At 60.7% G+C, this 20,363-nt stretch carries 21 protein-coding genes; all 21 read left to right on the forward strand.

What is annotated here, in order from left to right; translation table 11 throughout:
• Window positions 1–50 precede the first annotated feature (50 nt).
• Window positions 51–743: a hypothetical protein gene (locus AC3YUO_RS07610; protein WP_489962430.1), complete on the forward strand. Its 693-nt coding sequence runs from the start codon at window positions 51–53 to the stop codon at window positions 741–743.
• A 230-nt stretch (window positions 744–973) separates the two neighbouring features.
• Complete coding sequence (gene greA / locus AC3YUO_RS07615) at window positions 974–1,447, forward strand: transcription elongation factor GreA (protein ID WP_489962431.1); 474 nt, start codon at window positions 974–976, stop codon at window positions 1,445–1,447.
• Between the two features lie 51 nt (window positions 1,448–1,498).
• Window positions 1,499–3,430: a lysine--tRNA ligase gene (lysS, locus tag AC3YUO_RS07620; RefSeq protein ID WP_489962432.1), complete on the forward strand. Its 1,932-nt coding sequence runs from the start codon at window positions 1,499–1,501 to the stop codon at window positions 3,428–3,430.
• Between the two features lie 202 nt (window positions 3,431–3,632).
• Window positions 3,633–4,067, forward strand: a complete 435-nt coding sequence (locus AC3YUO_RS07625; protein WP_489962433.1) for a MarR family winged helix-turn-helix transcriptional regulator — start codon at window positions 3,633–3,635, stop codon at window positions 4,065–4,067.
• Window positions 4,064–4,738 carry a YczE/YyaS/YitT family protein gene (locus tag AC3YUO_RS07630; RefSeq protein ID WP_489962434.1) on the forward strand — a complete coding sequence of 225 codons (675 nt, stop codon included), beginning with the start codon at window positions 4,064–4,066 and terminating at the stop codon, window positions 4,736–4,738. Before AC3YUO_RS07625 ends, AC3YUO_RS07630 begins: the two co-directional genes overlap by 4 nt.
• Window positions 4,739–4,840: 102 nt before the next feature.
• Window positions 4,841–5,044: a DUF1858 domain-containing protein gene (locus tag AC3YUO_RS07635; protein WP_118643168.1), complete on the forward strand. Its 204-nt coding sequence runs from the start codon at window positions 4,841–4,843 to the stop codon at window positions 5,042–5,044.
• Between the two features lie 78 nt (window positions 5,045–5,122).
• Entirely contained in the window at window positions 5,123–5,710 is a 588-nt protein-coding gene (locus AC3YUO_RS07640) for a flavodoxin family protein (protein ID WP_489962435.1), read from the forward strand.
• Window positions 5,707–6,402 (forward strand): tRNA (adenine(22)-N(1))-methyltransferase, encoded by a 696-nt coding sequence (locus AC3YUO_RS07645; RefSeq protein ID WP_489962436.1) that lies wholly within the window; start codon window positions 5,707–5,709, stop codon window positions 6,400–6,402. Before AC3YUO_RS07640 ends, AC3YUO_RS07645 begins: the two co-directional genes overlap by 4 nt.
• On the forward strand, window positions 6,393–7,193 hold the full coding sequence (locus tag AC3YUO_RS07650) for a Nif3-like dinuclear metal center hexameric protein (RefSeq protein WP_489962437.1): 801 nt from the start codon (window positions 6,393–6,395) through the stop codon (window positions 7,191–7,193). The genes AC3YUO_RS07645 and AC3YUO_RS07650 overlap by 10 nt, the downstream gene beginning before the upstream one ends.
• Window positions 7,186–8,853, forward strand: coding sequence for a hypothetical protein (locus tag AC3YUO_RS07655; RefSeq protein WP_489962438.1), 1,668 nt, complete (start codon window positions 7,186–7,188; stop codon window positions 8,851–8,853). The genes AC3YUO_RS07650 and AC3YUO_RS07655 overlap by 8 nt, the downstream gene beginning before the upstream one ends.
• A gap of 142 nt (window positions 8,854–8,995) precedes the next feature.
• Window positions 8,996–9,337: a 50S ribosomal protein L19 gene (rplS, locus tag AC3YUO_RS07660; protein WP_489962439.1), complete on the forward strand. Its 342-nt coding sequence runs from the start codon at window positions 8,996–8,998 to the stop codon at window positions 9,335–9,337.
• 65 nt (window positions 9,338–9,402) lie between these two features.
• Entirely contained in the window at window positions 9,403–10,281 is an 879-nt protein-coding gene (ylqF, locus tag AC3YUO_RS07665; RefSeq protein WP_489962440.1) for a ribosome biogenesis GTPase YlqF, read from the forward strand.
• A 14-nt stretch (window positions 10,282–10,295) separates the two neighbouring features.
• A complete protein-coding gene (gene rnhB / locus AC3YUO_RS07670) occupies window positions 10,296–10,901 on the forward strand; it encodes a ribonuclease HII (RefSeq protein ID WP_489962441.1) in 606 nt (201 codons plus the stop codon).
• 8 nt (window positions 10,902–10,909) lie between these two features.
• Complete coding sequence (locus AC3YUO_RS07675; protein WP_489962442.1) at window positions 10,910–11,269, forward strand: YraN family protein; 360 nt, start codon at window positions 10,910–10,912, stop codon at window positions 11,267–11,269.
• A gap of 117 nt (window positions 11,270–11,386) precedes the next feature.
• Window positions 11,387–12,871 (forward strand): threonine synthase, encoded by a 1,485-nt coding sequence (gene thrC, locus AC3YUO_RS07680; protein WP_489962443.1) that lies wholly within the window; start codon window positions 11,387–11,389, stop codon window positions 12,869–12,871.
• Between the two features lie 4 nt (window positions 12,872–12,875).
• The gene (locus AC3YUO_RS07685) at window positions 12,876–13,562 is read left to right on the forward strand and encodes a metallophosphoesterase (protein ID WP_489962444.1); all 687 of its coding nucleotides are present in this window, start codon (window positions 12,876–12,878) and stop codon (window positions 13,560–13,562) included.
• A gap of 141 nt (window positions 13,563–13,703) precedes the next feature.
• On the forward strand, window positions 13,704–15,059 hold the full coding sequence (gene tig / locus AC3YUO_RS07690) for a trigger factor (RefSeq protein ID WP_489962445.1): 1,356 nt from the start codon (window positions 13,704–13,706) through the stop codon (window positions 15,057–15,059).
• Between the two features lie 172 nt (window positions 15,060–15,231).
• The gene (gene clpP, locus AC3YUO_RS07695) at window positions 15,232–15,813 is read left to right on the forward strand and encodes an ATP-dependent Clp endopeptidase proteolytic subunit ClpP (RefSeq protein ID WP_118642745.1); all 582 of its coding nucleotides are present in this window, start codon (window positions 15,232–15,234) and stop codon (window positions 15,811–15,813) included.
• A gap of 40 nt (window positions 15,814–15,853) precedes the next feature.
• Window positions 15,854–17,170, forward strand: coding sequence for an ATP-dependent Clp protease ATP-binding subunit ClpX (gene clpX, locus AC3YUO_RS07700; protein ID WP_489962446.1), 1,317 nt, complete (start codon window positions 15,854–15,856; stop codon window positions 17,168–17,170).
• 145 nt (window positions 17,171–17,315) lie between these two features.
• Entirely contained in the window at window positions 17,316–19,709 is a 2,394-nt protein-coding gene (lon, locus tag AC3YUO_RS07705; protein WP_489962536.1) for an endopeptidase La, read from the forward strand.
• A 9-nt stretch (window positions 19,710–19,718) separates the two neighbouring features.
• Window positions 19,719–20,315 carry a ribosome biogenesis GTP-binding protein YihA/YsxC gene (gene yihA, locus AC3YUO_RS07710; RefSeq protein ID WP_489962447.1) on the forward strand — a complete coding sequence of 199 codons (597 nt, stop codon included), beginning with the start codon at window positions 19,719–19,721 and terminating at the stop codon, window positions 20,313–20,315.
• Window positions 20,316–20,363 lie beyond the last annotated feature (48 nt).

Below are 20,363 nucleotides of genomic sequence, written 5' to 3' on the forward strand. Positions count from 1 at the left end.
GGCAGGGAATGCAGGCCGCAAACGACTACACGGGAGGGAGGCGGACAGCGATGCTGGGACAGCTGATTTTCGAAGGCCGGGGCGGAGGAAAAGCGGAGCGGGCCCAGCTGTACGGGCTGACCGTGCTCCGGGCCAGGGCGGATCCGGAGGGGTGGCTGGGGCAGCGAAGACTACGGAAGGCGGGCAGGGCGCTGCGCCGGGGAGGGGCACTGCGTACCCTGGCCCCTGCGGGCTTTCAGCAGTGGGAGCTGCTTGAGACCTGCGGTTTGACCTCCGTCAGTCCTTTGTCCTTTCTCCGGGCCCAGGGAGCTCCGCTGGCGCTGGGGGCGCTGGAGCGGCAGGGGTTTGCTCCGGACCGGGCGGCGGTGATGCTGCAGGGGGAGCGGGTGGACCGGGAACTGGTCCGGGCGGCGGTGACCCTGTGTCCCCAGGTGCGGCATCTGGTCATTGACGCTCCCAGAGGGGGGAGGGAGCTGGCCGCCTGGCTGCGGCGGGAGTTTGGAATTCCGGTGCTGCCGGCGGAGGAGCCGGCGCAAGTCGCTCTGGGCTTTGGCCCCAGGGGAGAGCCCAAGGAGAACTGGGGAAAGGGCATGCGCCTGGCACTCTATGGGGCGTCACCCGACCTGGCCGGGCTGTCGGTTACCGCTCCCTCCCTGGCCGCGGAGGATCAGGGCCAGCTGCCGCTGCTGGCTGCTCTGTGGGAAGAGGGGCGGCTGCCGCCTGAGAGGATAAAAATTACCTGACTACTTGACAGAATGGGTGGGAAAACCTATAATAATTGCTACTGAACAAAGCAGCCAGCCTTGAAAGGAAGCCTTTCAGGGCAGATTTGCTTTGTTCAAATGCAGATCTGCGGCAAAATTTGCCGGTGTCGGTCTGTGGATGACGGCACGGCTGACAGAGAGCCGTATTCAATGGAATAGAGTGCCTGGGCAGGGCCCGGGCATATTTTTGGAAAGGTGTGCAGGCAATCATGGCGAAGGAGTATAAATTGAGTCCTCAGCGTCTGAAGGAGCTGCAGGACGAGATGAATTACCTGAAGACGGTCCGGGAGAAGGAAGTGGCCGAGCTCATTAAGGAGGCCCGTTCCTTCGGCGACCTGAGCGAGAACAGCGAGTACGATGAGGCCAAGAACGAGCAGGGCAAGCTCTACTCCCGCATGGCCGAGCTGGAGGAGATTCTCTCCAACTATGTAGTCATTGATGAGGAGGAGCAGACGGGGGACTATGTCCGTCTGGGTTCCACCGTTACCGTGCTGGACAAGGAGTTTGACGAGGAGCAGACCTACAAGATTGTGGGCTCTCAGGAGGCCGACCCCATGAACGGAGCCATCTCTGAGGATTCCCCCTTCGGCAAGGCCCTGCTGGGCAAGAATCCCGGCGAGAACGTCACCGTAGATGCTCCTGCCGGTCCCATCGAATACAAGATCCTCAAGGTGGAGCGCTGATTCGAACAAAAGATTACGGCCATGCGGCCGAGAGAGATAGGAGTGGTTAACATGGCCGAGAAGAATCAACAGGGGGCGGCTCCGGAGCAGAATCTGTCCCAGCTGCTGCAGATTCGCCGGGATAAGCTGAAGGAGCTGCAGGAGAGCGGCAACGATCCCTTCCAGATTACCCGCTATGTGGTGGACAACGATTCCGCCAATATCAAGGAGAATTTTGACCAGCTGGAGGGCAGCTCGGTCTCCATGGCCGGCCGCCTCATGTCCAAGCGCGGCATGGGCAAGGTGTCCTTCTGCGACCTGCAGGACAAGACGGGCCGCATCCAGCTCTACGCCCGGAAGGACGAGATGGACGAGGAGGAGTATGCCCGCTTTAAGAAGTATGACATCGGCGACATCGTGGGTGTCCAGGGCGTGGTGTTCCGCACCCAGCGGGGCGAGATGTCTGTGCGGGTGGAGAAGGTGACCCTGCTCTCCAAGTCCCTGCTGCCCCTGCCTGAGAAGTTCCACGGTCTGACCAACACTGAGCTTCGCTACCGTCAGCGGTACGTGGACCTCATTGTCAATCCGGAGGTAAAGCGCAACTTTATCATCCGTTCCCAGTTTATCAAGCACGTTCGGGACTTCATGGACGGCCGCGGCTTTATGGAGGTGGAGACTCCGGTCCTGAACACCATCTCCGGCGGCGCCACCGCCCGGCCCTTCATCACCCACCACAACACCCTGGACATCGACATGTATATGCGCATCGCCACCGAGCTGCCCCTGAAGCGGCTCATCGTGGGCGGCATGGACCGGGTGTATGAGATTGGCCGTATCTTCCGCAACGAAGGTATGGACCCCAAGCATAACCCTGAGTTTACCACCATCGAGCTCTACCAGGCCTACGCCGACTTTAACGACATGATGGACCTCTTCGAGGACCTGCTGTCCTCTGCCGCCATGAAGATCCTGGGCACCTACCAGGTGGAGTGGCAGGGCGAGAAGATCGACCTGACCCCCGGCTGGCCCCGTATGCCCATGCACGAGGCCGTGAAGAAGTACTGCGGCATTGACTTCATGGCCATCACCTCCGACGAGGAGGCCGTGGCCGCCGCCAAGTCCATCGGCGTGGAACTGCCCGAGACCGCCGACAAGACCTGGGGCAACGCCCTCTACGAGTGCTTTGACCAGAAAGTGGAGGAGAAGCTTATTCAGCCCACTTTCATCACCATGCACCCCGTGGACGTGTCCCCCCTGGCCAAGCGCTCTCCCAAGGATCCCCGGCTCACTGAGCGCTTTGAGCTGTTCATCTGCCACAGCGAGATGGGCAACGCCTTCTCTGAGCTCAACGATCCCATTGACCAGCGCCAGCGCTTCCAGAAGCAGGTGGAGTTGCGGGACAAGGGTGACGACGAGGCCGGCATGATGGATGAGGACTTCCTCACCGCTCTGGAGTATGGTATGCCTCCCACGGGCGGCCTGGGTATCGGTATTGACCGCTGCGTCATGCTGCTGACCAACTCTGACTCCATCCGGGAGGTCATTCTGTTCCCCACCATGAAGCCTGAGGGTGTGAAGAAAGAGGAGAAGACTGTGTCTGCTCCCGCCCAGGCTCCTGTGGAGAAGATTGACTTCTCCAAGGTGAAGATTGAGCCTCTGTTTGCGGACATGGTGGATTTCGAGACCTTCAGCAAGTCGGATTTCCGTGTGGTAAAGATCAAGGAATGCCAGGCTGTGCCCAAGAGCAAGAAGCTTTTGAAGTTTGTCCTGGATGACGGCACGGGCGAGGACCGGGTCATTTTGAGCGGCATACACGAGTACTATGAGCCCGAGGAACTGGTTGGGAAGACCGCCGTGGCCATTACCAATCTGCCCCCCCGGAAGATGATGGGCATCGACTCCTGCGGCATGCTGATTTCTGCCGTCTACGAGAACGACGGCCGTGAGGGTCTTAACCTGCTGATGCTGGATGATCGGATTCCGGCCGGCGCGAAGCTTTACTAAGCATCCCTATCGTTTTGTTTGCCGGATGCGGTGAGCGAGACAGGATTATATTGATGTTGCAGAAAAACACCTTTGCAGATGCAAAGGTGTTTTTCTTATATTACGCTTTCGGATACCGGGAGGGGGGCCTTGACAACCGAGTTCTCCCGACTATAATAAGGAAGAATATAATAAGCGTGCTTAGTAATAAGAAGGGACAACTATGGAATCACTGCACTATCTGCTTATGAAGGCCCATGCCAATTTGAACCGCTGGATTCTCAACGAGGCGGCGGAGCTGGGGTTGTCACCCGGCCAGCCCAAGGTGCTGGAATGTCTTATGGAGCGGGGAGAGAGCAATCAGAAAGCCATCGCGGACTACTGTGAAATTGAACAGGCCACGGTGGGCAGCATTCTCACCCGCATGGAGCGGGACGGGCTGGTTGCCCGGAACCAGCGGGAGGGCAACCGCCGCTCCCTCTATGTATCTCTGACGCCCAAAGGAAGGGAGATGGGGGAACGGATGGCGGAGGTGTTCCGAAGGGCGGACGCCCTGGCGGCCGCCGGGTTGTCTGAAGAGGAGCGGACCCTGCTGCCCGCCCTGCTGGAAAAGGTGTACTGCGCAGCCGCCGGGGAGAAGGAGGCGGGAGCGCAATGATGGGATCCAAAGGAATCACACTTTTGAAGCGGTACGTATTTTTTTGTGTGGGCCTGACCATTATGGCCTTTGGAGTGGGCTTTTCCATTAAGGCAGGGCTGGGAACCTCGCCCATCTCCAGCGTCCCCTATGCCATGAGCCGGATTGCCCCCCTCACGGTGGGGACAGCTACCATCGCGATGCACTGTGTCCTGATTGTGCTGCAGATCCTGATCCTGCGCCGCCGGTACGACCCCATTCAGCTTATGCAACTGCCGGTGGCCCTGGTGTTCGGCGTGCTCACAGACGGGGCGCTGTGGGTGCTGCAGGGGGTGTCCGTGTCCAGCTATCCGATGCGCTGGGTGCTGTGCGCCCTGGGCATTCTCCTGGTGGGCATCGGGGTGAGGTTCGAGGTGACAGCAAATGTGGTTACCTTGGCGGGCGAGGGGATGGTGCTGGCGGTGTGCAAAGCCTGTTCCACCCAGTTTGCCAAGACAAAGGTGGGCTTTGATGTGACGCTGGTGCTGGTGTCCTGCCTGCTGTCCCTGTGTTTTCTGGGACATCTGGAGGGTGTCCGGGAGGGCACCGTGGCTGCGGCGATTCTCGTTGGGCCCACCTCCAAACTGGTGAGCGGAGGCGTGCAGCGGCTGGCACAGCCGTTCTTGGGAAAGGAGGAAAGCAGTCCTGCTTGAGAAATGGGATGAAACAGGGGGATTTTTTTGACTTTTGCCATTGAAAAAGGGTGTTGGATCGGATATACTATCCCTATCCCAAGAAAATGGAGGAATCCTGCTATGACGATTACAAAAGACACCATCATCGGTGATATTCTGACCATTGCTCCTCAGACCGCCCCCCTGTTCATGGGGATCGGCATGCACTGCCTGGGCTGCCCCGCTTCCCGGGGTGAGACCGTGGAGGAGGCCTGCATGGTCCACGGCGTGGAGGTTGAGGACCTGCTGGCGAAGGTCAACGCCATGATCGCCGCTGGAGAGTAACAGAGACACGGGGGCGGAATCTTCCGCCCCCTGTTTTTTTGTGAAAAAAGGAGGACAGACCCGGTGAAATTGACTGTTTTGATGGGAAGTCCCCGGCCGAATGGCAATACAGCCGCACTGCTGAAGCCTTTTTTGGACGAGTGCGGCCGGATGGGGGCGGAGACCTGCTGCTTCCAGCTGGACGGGATGAAGCTTGCACCCTGCCGGAGCTGTATGGCCTGCCAGGAGGTGCCGGACAGACCGGGATGCGTACAGGAGGACGACTTTCAGACGGTGTTTCAGGTCATGGAGGACTGCGATGTGGTGATTTTGGCCACTCCCATCTATTCCTGGTACTGTACGCCCCCCATGAAAGCGCTGATGGACCGGGCCATTTACGCCGGAAATAAATATTACGGCCGGGAAAAGGGGCCTTCTCTGCTGGTGGGTAAGCGGGTGGCATCGCTGGTCACCTGCGGCTACCGCCCGCAGGAGGGGGCTGACCTGTGGGAGCAGGGGCTCAAGCGCTGGTGTGCCCACGGGAAAATGGAGTACATGGGGATGCTCTGCCGCCGGGATATGGGGCGGAAGATCCCCTTTATGGATGACGAGAAGGAGCAGGCCGCCCGGGACTTTGCCCGGGCCATTGGCCTTGCGGTAAAAGCGGAGGAGCTATGTGCCCGATGATTGAACTGTCCCCAAGACTGGCCATGGTGGCCGACCTGATCCCCTGCGGGGCGAAGCTGGCGGATGTAGGAACCGACCACGCCTATCTGCCTGCGGCGCTGATGGAGAGGGGACACCTCTCCGGTGCTATTGCAGCGGATCTGCGGAGCGGGCCCCTGGATCGGGCCAGGCAGACCGTGGTGGAGCAGGGGCTGGCTGATAAGATTGAGCTTCGCCTCTGTGACGGCCTGAGCGGGATTCGCCCGGATGAGGCTGACACAGTGGTTATCGCTGGCATGGGCGGCGAGACCATTGCCGCCATTCTTGCGGCGGCTCCCTGGACCCGGGAACGGAATACCCGGCTGATTCTCCAGCCCATGTCCTCCATGGACGATTTGCGCCGCTGGCTGGAGGAAAACGGCTATGCCATTGAGCGGGAGGAGCTGGTCCGAGAGGGAGAAACCCTTTACACAGCCTGGAGCGTCCAGGCTGGCAGGATGGAGCCTCAGACTCCGGCCCAGTTGGTGGCAGGGCGCAACCAAAACCATCCCCTGCGGGGCGCGTGGCTGGATCTGTGGATTGGCAAGGTACGGCGGGCGCTGGACGGGCTGGAGCGCTCCAGCCGGGAGCAGTCCGCGGCCCGCAGGCAGGAGCTGAGCGAGGTCTATGAGGAGCTTGTGCAGATGAAGAAGGAGTTGGAACAATGGCAGTGACAATGCAGCAGGTGTATGAGCGCCTGAATGAGTGGGCCCCCTTTGCGACCCAGATGGATTTTGACAACGCCGGCCTTCTGGTGGGGCGGCGGAGCCGTCCGGTTACCCGGATTTTGACCGCCCTGGACATTACCCGGGAGGTAATTCTGGAGGCTTCCCAGCAAGGCTGCCAGCTGATTGTGTCCCACCATCCGGTGATTTTCCATCCGGTGAAGTCCGTGACGGACGGGGATCCGGTGGGGGAGAAGCTGCTGCTTCTGGCGGAGCAGGGCATCGGGGCCATCTGTGCCCACACCAACCTGGACGTAGCCCAGGGGGGCGTGAATGACTGCCTGGCCCATGCCCTGGGTCTGACCGCCGTGGAGCAGCTCCACCAGGACGGTGAGGATGAACAGGGCCGCCCTTACGGCATTGGCCGGGTGGGTTTGGCCCATCAGAGCGGCATGACCGCCAAGGAGTATGCCGCCTATGTGAAGGAACAGCTGGGCGCTGCCTCGGTGCGGTTTGCCGACGGCGGAAAGCCGGTACACAAGGTGGCGGTGGGCGGCGGCTCCTGCGGCTCCATGCTTCTGGATGCCCTGGAGAAGGGCTGTGACACCTTTGTCACCGCCGATGTGAAGTACGACCAGTATCTGGAGGCCAAGGCCCTTGGCATTACTCTGATGGATGCGGGCCATTTCCCCACGGAACATGTGGTGGTGCCCCCGCTGGCCCAATTTCTGAAGGACAGCTTCCCGGAGCTGGAGGTGGCTGTCTCTGAGGTGCATCGTGAGGTGTATGAAGGTGTCTGAGCACAATAAGGACCGGCGGATCGACTGGGCGCTGGGCGGACTGATTTTCCTGATGCTGATGCTGCGGGCCTGCGCCTTTGGGGCGCAGTACTGGTATCAGCTGGATGACTATATCCAGTACCACAACTACGCCGCCGGCAATGATTTTTGGGGCCTGGTAGAGGCGGTGGGACTGCTGGCTTCCCGGCCTCTGGCGGGGATTGCGGACTACTTTGTCTGGTCGCCTCTGTTTGACCACATGATTGTGGGTGTGGCCATTATTTCCGTCCTGTATGCGGTGTCGGCTGTACTGATGAAGCGGCTCATTTCCCGTTATTTTTCCCTCAGCCCCCTGTTTTTGCTGGTGATGGCCATGCTGCCCCTTGGGGTGGAGGGGACCTACTGGATGTCGGCCTCCACCCGGATTGTGGTGGGACTGCTGTTCGCCTGCCTGACCGGCTGGAGCTTTGCCTGGTGGCTGGACCGGGGCGGTTGGTATCGGGGCCTGCTGTTTATGGTGGTAATCCTGCTGCCCTTCGGATTTTACGAGCAGTCGGCGGTGCTGGCCATGACGCTGGCGCTGGGCATGGGTCTGCTGGAGTTCCGAACGCACAGAGGCCGGGCATTCCTGGCACTGTGGAGCCTGCCGGCCGCGGGAATCTATCTGAAGCTCACCTCCATGCTGGCGGGCAGCGGCGTGTATGGAAGCCGTATGGATGTGGTGCTGCCTGTGTCCAACTATTACTGGGACACCTTCCTGCCCGATATGCTGGGGCAGATTAAAACTGTGTTTACCGAGGGCCTCTTTTATACCCTGGTCAAGGGCTTTGTCCGGGGCATGCGGCAGGTGTTCTCCGGTGAGCTGCTGCTCTGGTTCCTGCTGGCGGTTCTGGTCTGTGTCCTGTACGGCTGGCTGGCCGGGCGGAGTGAGGGAGAGCGGACCCGGTCCGTCCCTCTGGCTCTGGTGACGGGCATTCTGCTTACCATCGCTCCTGTGACGCCCTTCCTGATCCTGGGCGGGACCTGGTTCTCCTTCCGGGGAGCCGTGACTTCCTTTGCGGGTATGGCCCTGGTGTGTGATACGATTTTTCTCCTGCTGCGGGAGCGGATTCCCCATGGTCGCTGGGTGGGAGCTGCCTTTGTGGGCGTAACCGCCCTGGTGCTCTGCGTGGCCGGAGCCTCCGAGGTGGGGGATTACCGGGAGACCTATCTGGACGATCAGCAGGCGGCACAGGTGATTGTCCAGGACCTGCCGAAGGATTATCCCACCGCCGAGAGCATTCAGGGGGTGGAAGTGGGCATCCTGGGCCTGGAGGCCTCCATGCTGGACAACGTGAATTTCAGCTGGCATGAGCATTTCCGCGGCTGCACCGAGAGCAGCTGGGCACTCACCGGCCTTCTCTCCTGCCAGTATCAGGGAGTAGTCCTGCCGTCCATTACTCCGCTGCCTACCGATCCCATCTATAAGGCCTGGAACCGGGAGACCAACCGGATCGATCGCTTTGACGCCATTTATTACTACGACGGTGAGAGCCTGGAGCGGGTCACTTTGGAGCAGACCGGCGAGATGGACTATGAGGTCTACGGCGAGAATGGCCGGTGGATGGGCCGGATCTGGGAAGAGGATATGATTGGCTATTTCCGCACTGCGGAGCAGCTAGGTGGACAGGAAAATGGCTGAAAAAAGGGAAAAATATCTTGCAATCACAGAAAATGTGTGATATAATCCCTTAGTCTGAAAACGGGCGGTCCTCTGCGGTGTCTTCGGAAGGAAGAAGACAGCTGAGCCGGCATGAACGCCTATATAACAGGAGGAAAATAAAATGGATTTACTGCAGGCTTTTACCGAGAAGTACAAGAAGGCTGAGCCCCCCGTTGTTGAGGTGGGCGACACCATCCGTGTTCACCTGAAGGTAAAGGAAGGTAACCGCGAGCGTATCCAGGTCTTTGAGGGCACCGTCATTGCCAAGAAGCACGGCGGCATTGAGGAGACCTTCACCGTCCGTCGTATCTCCTACGGCATCGGCGTGGAGAAGGTGTTCCCCGTTCACGCTCCCTCCATCGAGAAGATCGAGGTCGTGCGTCACGGTAAGGTCCGCCGCGCCAAGCTGTATTACCTGCGCAGCCGCGTGGGCAAGGCGGCCAAGGTCAAAGAGGCCCTGTAATCCGGAGAAAAAGGAGCGGTGTTTACCGCTCCTTTTTTCGTAGGCTTAGAAAAGGAGGCCGCATTATGAACATTCAGTGGTATCCGGGTCATATGACCAAGACCCGGCGGCAGATTGAGGCCGATTTAAAGAACGTAGATATTGTGGTGGAGATTATGGATGCCCGCATCCCCGTCTCCAGCCGGAACCCGGACATTGACTCCATCTGTGCCGGAAAGCCCCGGCTCATTGTGCTCAACCGGGCGGACCAGGCGGATCCGGAACTGAACCGGAAGTGGGCGGAGCGGTTCCGGGCCCAGGGCCATTCGGTGCTGGAGACCGACGCCAAGACCGGACGGGGGGTCAACCAGTTCTCCGCGCTCATTCAGCAGTCCCTGAAGGACCAGATCGCCCGCTGGCGGGAGAAGGGCCAGGTGGGCCGTCCGGTGCGTGCCATGGTGGTGGGGGTGCCCAACGTGGGCAAGTCCACCTTCATCAATAAGGTGGCCCGGAAAAAGTCCGCCAAGGCAGGGGACCGGCCCGGCGTCACCCGGGGCAAGCAGTGGGTCAATGTGGACAATACGCTGGACCTGCTGGATACGCCGGGGATCCTATGGCCCAAGTTTGAGGATGAAAAGACTGGCATGTATTTAGCCTTTACAGGCGCAGTCAAGGACGACATCATGGATGTAGAGACCCTGGGTTGTCACCTGATGGCGCTGCTGGCCCAGCGCTATCCCCAGTCGCTGATGGACGGCTACAAGCTGACCCAGCTGCCCCAGCGCCAGGAGGAGGAAAACGACGTGGCCTACGGCTACCGCCTGTTGGAGACCTGTGCCCAGAAGCGGGGTATGCGCATCTCGGGCGGGGAATTTGACACAGAGCGCATGGCACGCACCCTGCTGGACGAGTACCGGGGAAGCAAGCTGGGGCGGTTCACTCTGGAAGTGCCGGACGAGGCGTGAGAGGAGCGGAAGCCATGGATCTCTGGACCTATGAGCGGGAGGCGGAGGCCAGTGGCCGCCTGCCGGTCTGCGGCTGTGACGAGGCGGGAGCCGGTCCCCTGGCCGGCCCGGTGTACGCCGCGGCGGTGATTCTTCCCCTGGGGGAGGACATCCCCGGCCTCAACGACTCCAAAAAGCTGACCGAGAAGAGGCGGGAGACGCTGTTCCCGGTCATTCAGCAGCGGGCGGTGTGCTGGTCGGTGGCCAGCGTGTCAGCGGAGGAGATTGACCGCACGGACATCCTCAGTGCCCGGATGAAGGCCATGCAGCTGGCCATTGACGGCCTGGCGCAGACCCCCGCCTTTGCCCTCATCGACGGAAACCGGGACCACGGGAAGCAGGGGGCCATTACCACGGATCATTTGTGTATTGTAAAGGGAGATAGCCTGTCGGCTTCCATAGCTGCCGCCTCCATCCTGGCCAAGGTGAGCCGGGATCACTACATGCTGGAGATGGCCCGGGAGTACCCGCAATATCAATTTGAGCGCCATAAGGGTTACGGCACCAAGCTGCATTATGAGCTGCTGCGTGCCTATGGCCCCAGTCCCATCCACCGCCGGACCTTTTTGAAGAACCTGTGAGCGGGGAGATGAGCCGGCTGCTGGGCCGGTGGGGAGAGGAGCAGGCGGCGGACTATCTGCGCAGGCAGGGGTACCGGATTGTGGCCTGCAACTGGCGGTGCCGTCTGGGAGAGCTGGACATTGTGGCCAGAGACAGGGGTACGCTGTGCTTTGTGGAGGTCAAGCTGCGGCGCAGCGAGCGCTACGGCCGGGCGGCGGAGCAGGTGGACGGGCGCAAGCAGCAGAAGCTGCGGCAGGCGGCCCAGGCCTATCTGCTCCAGCATCCCGAGGACTGCCCCATGCGGTTTGACGTCATTGAAGTCTACGCCCCCGGGGGGCGGATGGACCGGCCGCCGCAGCTCTTTCACTGGAAGGCGGCCTTTGTCTAGCGGTGGTTTTTCGGCGGAATTACTTGACCTTCCCCGGGGAAGCTGGCATAATATAATATCAAGTGTATGCGCTGCCCAAGGCAGCTTCAGTTTGACACAGATGGGAATGATTTTACGATGCAATATACCAGCACAAGAGATGCATCCGTCCGCTGCACTGCCTCCCAGGCCATTGCCCAGGGGCTTGCGGCGGATGGCGGACTGCTGACGCCCTGTTACATCCCCAAGCTTGCGGGCAGCGCCCTGGAGGATTTGAAGGGCATGTCTTATCAGCAGCGGGCCATCTACATCATGAAGCACTTCCTGGAGGAGTTTTCCGTCAAGGAGCTCACTGACTTTGCCAGTGCCGCTTACGGCCCGGAAAAGTTTGATACGCCCGCGGTAGCTCCGGTGCGGACCCTGAACGACACCACCCACTGTCTGGAGCTGTGGCACGGCCCCACCTGTGCCTTCAAGGACATGGCGCTGCAGATGCTGCCCCACCTGCTCACCGCCTCCCTCACCAAGACGGAGGAGTTCAAGACGGTATTCATTCTGGTGGCCACCTCCGGTGACACAGGCAAGGGCGCCCTGGCCGGCTTCCAGGACGTGCCCCGGACCAAGATTCTGGTCTTCTATCCCAAGGACGGCGTGTCCCAGGTTCAGCAGCTGCAGATGATCACCCAGGAGGGTGAGAATGTGGGCGTGGCCGCGGTGCAGGGCAACTTTGACGACGCGCAGACCGGCGTCAAGCGCCTCTTCTCCGACGAGAAGCTGCGCCAGACCCTGGCGGAGAAGGGCTATTTCTTCTCCTCGGCCAACTCCATCAACTGGGGCCGGGTGCTGCCTCAGATTGTGTACTACGTCTCCGCCTACTGCGATCTGCTGCGGGATGAGAAGATTTCCGCCGGCCAGCCCATCAACGTCTGCGTCCCCACCGGAAACTTCGGCAACATCCTGGCCGCCTACTACGCCCGGGAGATGGGCGTGCCCATTGCCAAGCTCATCTGTGCCTCCAACAGCAACAACGTCCTCACCGACTTCATCCGGACCGGCACCTATGACCGGAACCGTACCTTCTATAATACCATGTCCCCCTCCATGGACATCCTCATCTCCTCCAACCTGGAGCGGCTGCTGCTGGCGCTCACCCAGGATGTGGACGAGGTAAAGGGATACATGGAGCAGCTGAACGCCGCCGGGCGCTACCAGGTGCGGGACGCTGTCCGGGAGAAGATTCAGAAGCTGTTCTGCGGCTACTGCTGCGACGATAAGGAGACCCAGCGGGTTATCGACGAGGTGTACGAGAAGTACGAGTACCTCATCGATCCCCATACGGCTGTGGCTGTGTCCGCTCTGGAGCAGTACCGGGCCGAGACGGGAGACAACACCCCCTGCGTGGTGGTGTCCACCGCCAGTCCCTTCAAGTTCTGCGACAACGTGCTGGGTGCCCTGGGGGAGAAGGAGATTGCCCCCGGTCTGGACGCCCTGGATCAGCTCTCGGAAAAGACCGGCCTGCCCGCTCCCACGCCTCTGGCCTCTCTGCGGAACAAGCCCGTCCGCTTCACCCAGGAGGTAGCCAAGGAGCACATGGAGGACGCGGTGCTGTCCATGCTGGAGTAAGCCTATGGCCCTGTATGCCATTGGAGACACCCACCTTTCCCTGGGCAGCAACAAGCCCATGGATGTGTTCGGCGGCGGCTGGACCGGCTATGTGGACAAGCTGCGCCGGGGCTTTGAGGTTGTAGAGCCGGAGGACACGGTGGTGCTGTGCGGGGACATCTCCTGGGGCATGAGCCTGGAGGAGGCCCGGGAGGACTTCGCCTTTCTGGACGGGCTGCCGGGGCGGAAGCTGCTGATGAAGGGCAACCACGACTACTGGTGGACCACCGCCCAGAAGATGCGCCGCTTTTTCCAGGAGAACGAATTTTCCACTCTGGAGCTGCTCCACAACAACTGCCATGTTTACGGTGACGTGGCCCTGTGCGGGACCCGGGGCTGGTTCTACGAAGAGGACCGGGGCGAGCACAGCGCGAAAATTTTCAACCGGGAGCTCATTCGGCTGGAGGCCTCTCTGAAGGCAGGGGGGGAGCGGGAGAAGTTCTGCTTTCTCCACTATCCGCCCCTCTACCAGGGCTACCGCTGCCAGGAGATCATTGACCTCATGGAGCGGTACGGTGTGACACGCTGCTATTACGGCCATCTCCACGGCGGAAGCCACCGTCTGGCGGTGTCCGGATTGCGGGGAAAGGTGGAATATCACCTGGTCGCGGCGGACTATTTGGGCTTTCAACCGGAAAAAATCCTGCCATGAAGAAAAATTCATGGAAATTTCTTAAAAATGCTCTGGTCAAACAGGCATAGATCTGATAAAATATCGTGGCGAAAGTAAAAAGAAGCGGCGGCTGGCTGCCTCAGTGGCAGGCGGACGGCGCCGACAGGAGGAAATTAACAAATGAAGGTCACCAGTGTTGAGAAGAAAGAAAAGAGCACGGTCGAGCTGACCATCGAGGTTGGAGCCGAGGAGTTCGAGGCTGCTGTTCAGCAGGCCTACCTGAAGAACCGCGGCCGCATCTCCGTTCCCGGCTTCCGTAAGGGCAAGGCTCCCCGGAAGATCATTGAGGGAATGTACGGCGCCGGCGTGTTTTATGAAGATGCTATCAATGCCGTCTATCCCGGCGCCTATGAGGAGGCCGTAAAGGAGCAGAACCTGGACGACGTGGGTTACCCCAAGATGGAGGTCGTTGAGGTGGGCAAGGACGGCTTCACCTTCAAGGCTCTGGTCTCCGTCCGTCCCGAGGTTAAGCTGGGCACCTACAAGGGCCTGACCGCTCCCAAGGAGGAGGCCAAGGTCACCGAGAAGGACATTGACAACGAGCTGAAGCCCTACATCGAGCGGGCTACCCGCCTGGTGAGCGTCAAGCGCAAGGCCAAGAAGGGCGACACCGCTGTCATTGACTTTGAGGGCTTTGACAACGGCACTCCCTTCGAGGGCGGCAAGGGCGAGAACTACGAGCTGAAGCTGGGTTCCGGCACCTTTGTTCCCGGCTTTGAGGAGCAGGTCATCGGCATGAAGGCCGGTGAGGAGAAGGACCTGGACATCACCTTCCCCGAGGACTATCACGCTGACCTGGCCGGCAAGGCCGTGGTCTTCCATGTGAAGGTCAACGAGGTCAAGGAGCCCCAGGCTCCCGAGGTGGACGACGAGTTTGCCAAGGACGTGTCCGAGTTTGAGACCCTGGAGGCCTTCCGCAAGGACCTGGGTGCGAAGCTGGCCGAGCGCCGCAGCAATCAGGCTCAGGCCGACTTTGAGAACGGCGTCATGGAGCAGCTGATTGCCAACATGGAGTGCGAGATTCCCGACGGCATGGTGGAGGTCCAGCTGGATAAGCTGATGGACGACTACGCTATGCGGCTGCAGAGCCAGGGCATCTCCATGGACGACTATATGAAGATGATGAACATGAACGGCGACATGGTCCGGGCCTCCGCCCGTCCCTCCGCGCTGCGTCAGGTTCAGATGGAGCTGGCCCTCACCGCTGTGGCGGACGCCGAGAACCTGGAGGTCTCCCAGGAGGAGATTGACACCGAGATCAAGCGTCTGGCCGAGCAGTACGGCCTGGACGAGGAGCGGGTGAAGGCCGCTGTTCCCGCCGAGGATCTGAAGCGGGATCTGCGCCTGAAGAAGGCCAACGACCTGGTCCTGGCCGAGGCCAAGCCCGGCAAGGCCAAGAAGGCCGCCGCCAAGAAGACCAAGAAGAAGGAAGAGGCTGCTGAGGAGCCTCAGGCCGAGGAAACCAAAGCCGAGTAACTTCATTACGTCCCGGGGCGGCAAAAGCCGCCCCGGGCGCCTGTATCTTGACGGAGAGGGAGATACCGGAGCCGGAGCGGGTTTTTGTGTGTGACCGGAATCCGGACCGGAGGAATGATTTTCGGCGGTTCGGGTATAATTTGGTATCACGTCTCGAAAAGGAGTATTGATCATGAGTTTAGTTCCCTATGTAGTAGAGCAGACCAACCGGGGCGAGCGCTCCTACGACATCTTCTCCCGTCTGCTGAACGACCGTATTATCATGCTGTCCGAGGAGGTCAACGACACTACCGCCTCTCTGGTAGTGGCTCAGCTTCTGTATCTGGAGGCTCAGGACCCCGACAAGGACATTCAGTTCTACATCAACAGCCCCGGCGGCTCGGTCACTGCCGGTATGGCCATCTATGACACCATGCAGTACGTCAAGTGCGACGTATCCACCATCTGCATCGGTCTGGCCGCCTCCATGGGAGCCTTCCTGCTCTCCTCCGGAGCCAAGGGCAAGCGCTTCGCCTTGCCCAATGCGGAGATTATGATTCACCAGCCTTCCGCCGGCACCCAGGGCCAGATTACCGACATGGCCATCCATCTCAAACGGCTGGAGGTCGTGAAGAAGCGCATGAACCGCATCCTGTCTGAGAATACGGGCAAGTCCATTGAGGTGGTTACCGCCGACTGCGAGCGGGACAACTTCATGACCGCCCAGGAGGCTGTGGAGTACGGCCTCATCGACCGGGTGATTGATAAGCGCTGAGAAATTCCGTTGTTCTCAACGTATTCTATGAGGTGTATCCATGGCAAGAAATGACGACAAGAAGACCATCCGCTGTTCCTTCTGCGGCAAGCACCAGGACCAGGTGCGCCGGCTGATCGCCGGCCCCGGGGCCTATATCTGCAATGAGTGTGTGCAGCTGTGCATGGGAATCCTGGATGAGGGCTATGACCAGGTGGAGGAGCCCGTTGCGGACAACATCCCCGACGTCATCCCCACGCCCAAGGAGATCCACGCCGTACTGGACCAGTATATCATCGGCCAGGAGAAGGCTAAAATGGCCCTGTCCGTGGCGGTCTATAATCACTATAAGCGCATCTATTTCGGCGGCGGCGAGGATGTGGAGCTGCAGAAGAGCAACATCCTGCTCATGGGTCCCACCGGCTGCGGCAAGACCCTCTTTGCCCAGACCCTGGCCCGGGTGCTGAAGGTGCCCTTCGCCATCGCCGACGCCACCACCCTCACCGAGGCCGGCTACGTGGGCGACGACGTGGAGAATATCCTGCTGCGCCTGGTGCAGGCCGCCGACTACGACGTGGAGCTGGCGGAGCGGGGCATTATCTATATTGATGAGATGGACAAAATCGCCCGGAAGAGCGAGAATACCTCCATCACCCGTGATGTGTCCGGCGAGGGTGTGCAGCAGGCTCTGCTGAAGATTCTGGAGGGCACCGTGGCCAACGTGCCGCCTCAGGGCGGCCGGAAGCACCCCCACCAGGAGTTTATCCAGGTGGACACCAAGAACATCCTGTTCATCTGCGGCGGCGCCTTTGACGGAATTGATAAGATCATCGAAAACCGTCTGGATAAGCGGTCCATGGGCTTCGGGGCGGAGGTCCAGAGCCGCAAGGAGCGCAATGTGGGCCAGTTGATGGCGGAAATTCAGCCCCAGGACCTGCTGAAGTTTGGCATCATTCCCGAGCTGGTGGGCCGTCTGCCGGTGATTACCACTTTGGAGTCCCTGGACCGGGATCAGATGGTGCAGATTCTCACCGAGCCCAAGAATGCTCTGGTCAAGCAGTACCAGAAGCTGATGGAGTACGACCAGGTGGAGCTGGACTTCACCCGGGAGGCTCTGGAGGCGGTGGCCGACCGGGCTGTGGAGCGGGGCATCGGCGCCCGCGGTCTGCGGGCCGTGCTGGAGGAGGTCATGAACGGCATCATGTACGACGTGCCCTCCGATCCCACCATTGTGAAGGTGGAAATTACCGGGGATTCCATTGTGAATCACACCCAGCCGGAGCTGATCCGGGACCCGGAGCGGACGCAGCGGGTGTGCCTGGGAAAGGCGTCCCTGCGGGCGGAGCGGGGCGGACTGCCCGGCACCAATGTGGGTTAAAATCGCCCCTGAAATGAATCAAAATTTATACGGACGCCCCGCGGTGCCCCCGGAACGGCGGGCTCTGGGGGCGTCCCTGTCATTTATCCCTGAGAGGAAGTGAGTTTTTGTGAGCAAAGAGAAGAATGAGACGGCCGCCAGCACCATGCCGGTGATTGCCCTGCGGGGACTGACGGTATTTCCCAATGTCTTGATCCATTTTGAAGTGGCCCGGGATGCCTCGGTGAAAGCGCTGGAGGAAGCCATTACAGCAGGAAGCTCCGTGTTTCTGGTGGGGCAGAAGGACATCTCCATAGAAGCCCCGGAGCAGAAGGACTTGTATACCGTAGGCACCATCTCCAATATCCGCCAGATTCTCCGGATGCCCGGGGATAACGTGCGGGTCATGGTGGAGGGCCAGAAGCGGGGACGGCTAGTGCAGATTCTGCAGAAGGAGCCCTACCTGGAGGCCGAGGTGCAGGAGATTGAGGAGGGGGCCGCTCCGCGCAGCACCCCCCGGGTGGAGGCCCTGATGCGCTCCACCTATGAGCTGTTCCAGCACTATACCGAGCTGGCGCCCAAGATTTCCCCCGACCTGCTGGTCCATGTGCTGGCCAGCCAGGACCCGGGCTACATCGCCGACTACATTGCCCAGAACATCGCCATGCGCAACAGCGATAAGCAGGCAGTGCTGGAGGAGCTGCGCCCGGTCCGCCGCCTGGAGAAGCTGCACCGTCTGCTGGAGCGGGAGGTGGAAATTCTCTCTCTGGACATGGAAATTCAGAACAAGGCCAGGGAGCAGATCTCCGACCACCAGCGGGACTATTACCTGCGGGAGCAGATGAAGGCCATCCAGAACGAGCTGGGGGAGGGGGACTCCGACGACGAGATCGGGGAGTACCGGAAGAAGATTGCCCAGCTCACGCTGCCTGACCCGGTGCGGGAGAAGCTCAACAAGGAGCTGGACCGCCTGGGTAAGCAGCCCTTTGGATCCTCGGAGGCCACTGTGCTGCGCAGCTACCTGGATGTGTGCCTGGAGCTGCCCTGGGGCAAGACCACCAAGGAGAAGGTTAGCGTGGCCGCCGTGCGCAAGGCACTGGACCACGACCACTTCGGTCTGGAGAAGGTCAAGGAGCGGATTCTGGAGTTTGTGGCGGTGAAGCAGCTGGCTCCTGAACTGAAGGGGCAAGTGCTTTGCCTTGTCGGTCCTCCTGGCGTGGGCAAGACCTCCATTGCCATGTCCATGGCCCGGGCCATGAACCGGAAGCTGGCCCGTATCTCCCTGGGCGGCGTCAGCGATGAGGCGGAAATCCGTGGCCACCGCAAGACTTATGTGGGGGCCATGCCGGGCCGCATCATCAACGCCATCAGCCAGGCGGGCAGCTGCAATCCGCTTGTGCTGCTGGACGAGATCGATAAGCTGGGCCACGACCACCGGGGCGATCCCGCCTCCGCGCTGCTGGAGGTGCTGGACGGGGAGCAGAACGCCACCTTCCGGGACAACTTCCTGGAGGTGCCCTTTGACCTGTCCCAGGTCCTCTTTGTCACCACAGCCAACACCACAGACACCATTCCCCGTCCTCTGCTGGACCGGATGGAGGTCATTGAGCTGTCCAGCTACACCGACGAAGAGAAGCTGCAGATTGCCAAGCGGCACCTGCTGCCCAAGGAGCTGGAGCGCCACGGCCTGAAGCGGACTCAGCTGAAGCTGACGGACAACGCCATCCGGGAGGTCATTGCCTCCTATACCCGGGAGTCGGGCGTGCGTGTGCTGGAGCGCAAGCTGGCTGCAATCTGCCGCAAGACGGCCATGAAAGTGGTATCAGAGGATGTAAAGTCTGTCCGCATTACAGAAAAAGATCTGGAGGAATATCTGGGTGTGCCCCGCTATTACCCCGAGCGCCAGGCGCTGGAGGAACGGATCGGCGTAGTCAACGGCCTGGCCTGGACCTCCGTGGGCGGCGAGCTGCTGGAGGTGGAGGTCAATGTCGTGCCCGGCTCCGGCAAGGTGGAGTTGACAGGTAACCTGGGCGACGTGATGAAGGAGTCTGCTCAGACCGCCCTCACCTATATCCGCAGCCAGGCGGACCGGCTGGGCATCGCTTCCAACTTCTACAAGGAGAAGGACATCCACGTCCACTTCCCTGAGGGCGCTGTGCCCAAGGACGGACCTTCTGCGGGCATCGCCATCACCACGGCCATGGTGTCCGCGCTTACGGGAACCCCGGTGCGCCGGGGGCTGGCCATGACCGGCGAGGTCACCCTGCGGGGCCGGGTGCTGCCCATCGGCGGTCTGAAGGAGAAGACCATGGCCGCCTTCCGAAACGGCATCAAGACGGTGATTATCCCCGCCGACAACAACAAGGACCTGGAGGAGATTGACCAGACCGTGCGGAAAGCCCTCCAGTTTGTGCTGGTGGAGCGGGCGGACCAGGTGCTGTCCACCGCGCTGCTGCCCCATGCCGCGCCTGTAGCGGAACGGCCGGAGCCCAACCACAGTCCCAGTGTTCCGGTACTTCCTCCGGTGGAGGGACGTCCCTCCGCCCGAGTGAGCCAGTGAGGTGGAGTGATGGCAATCAATCTTCATCAGGCCGAGTTTATTCTCTCGGCGGCCTCGGAGAAGGACTTTGTGCGGGACGGGCTGCCCCAGGTGGCCTTTGCCGGACGTTCCAACGTGGGTAAGTCCTCCTCCATCAACCGGCTGCTCAATCGGAAGAATTTCGCCCGGGTGGGCGCGGCGCCGGGAAAGACCATTCATATTAACTATTTTTCCATTGACCGGACCTTTTATCTGGTGGACCTGCCCGGCTACGGCTATGCCAAGGTGTCCAAAAGCGAACGGGACCGCTGGGGCCGCCTGATGGAGCGCTACTTTGCCCATCCGGAGCTGCTGACCCTGGGGGTACTCATCGTGGACGCCCGCCACAAGCCTACGGCGGACGACCGCACCATGGCCGACTGGTTCAAGGCCTCCGGCCGCCCCCTGGTGGTGGCTGCCAACAAGCTGGACAAGCTGAAGAAAAGTGAGATTGAACCCAATCTCCAGCAGATCCGGGAGGTCCTGGAGCTGGGGGAGGAGGTACCGGTGATTCCCTTCTCTGCCGAGAAGGGGACAGGGCGGGAGGAGCTTTTGGGAGCCATCCTGTCCGGAATCGGCGCACAGTAAAAAGCCTTTGGCGCGGCTGCGCCGGGAAGGCTTGCCTGGGAGCGCCGG

The sequence above is a fragment of the Pseudoflavonifractor sp. HNCC25GI2 genome (assembly GCF_058136395.1).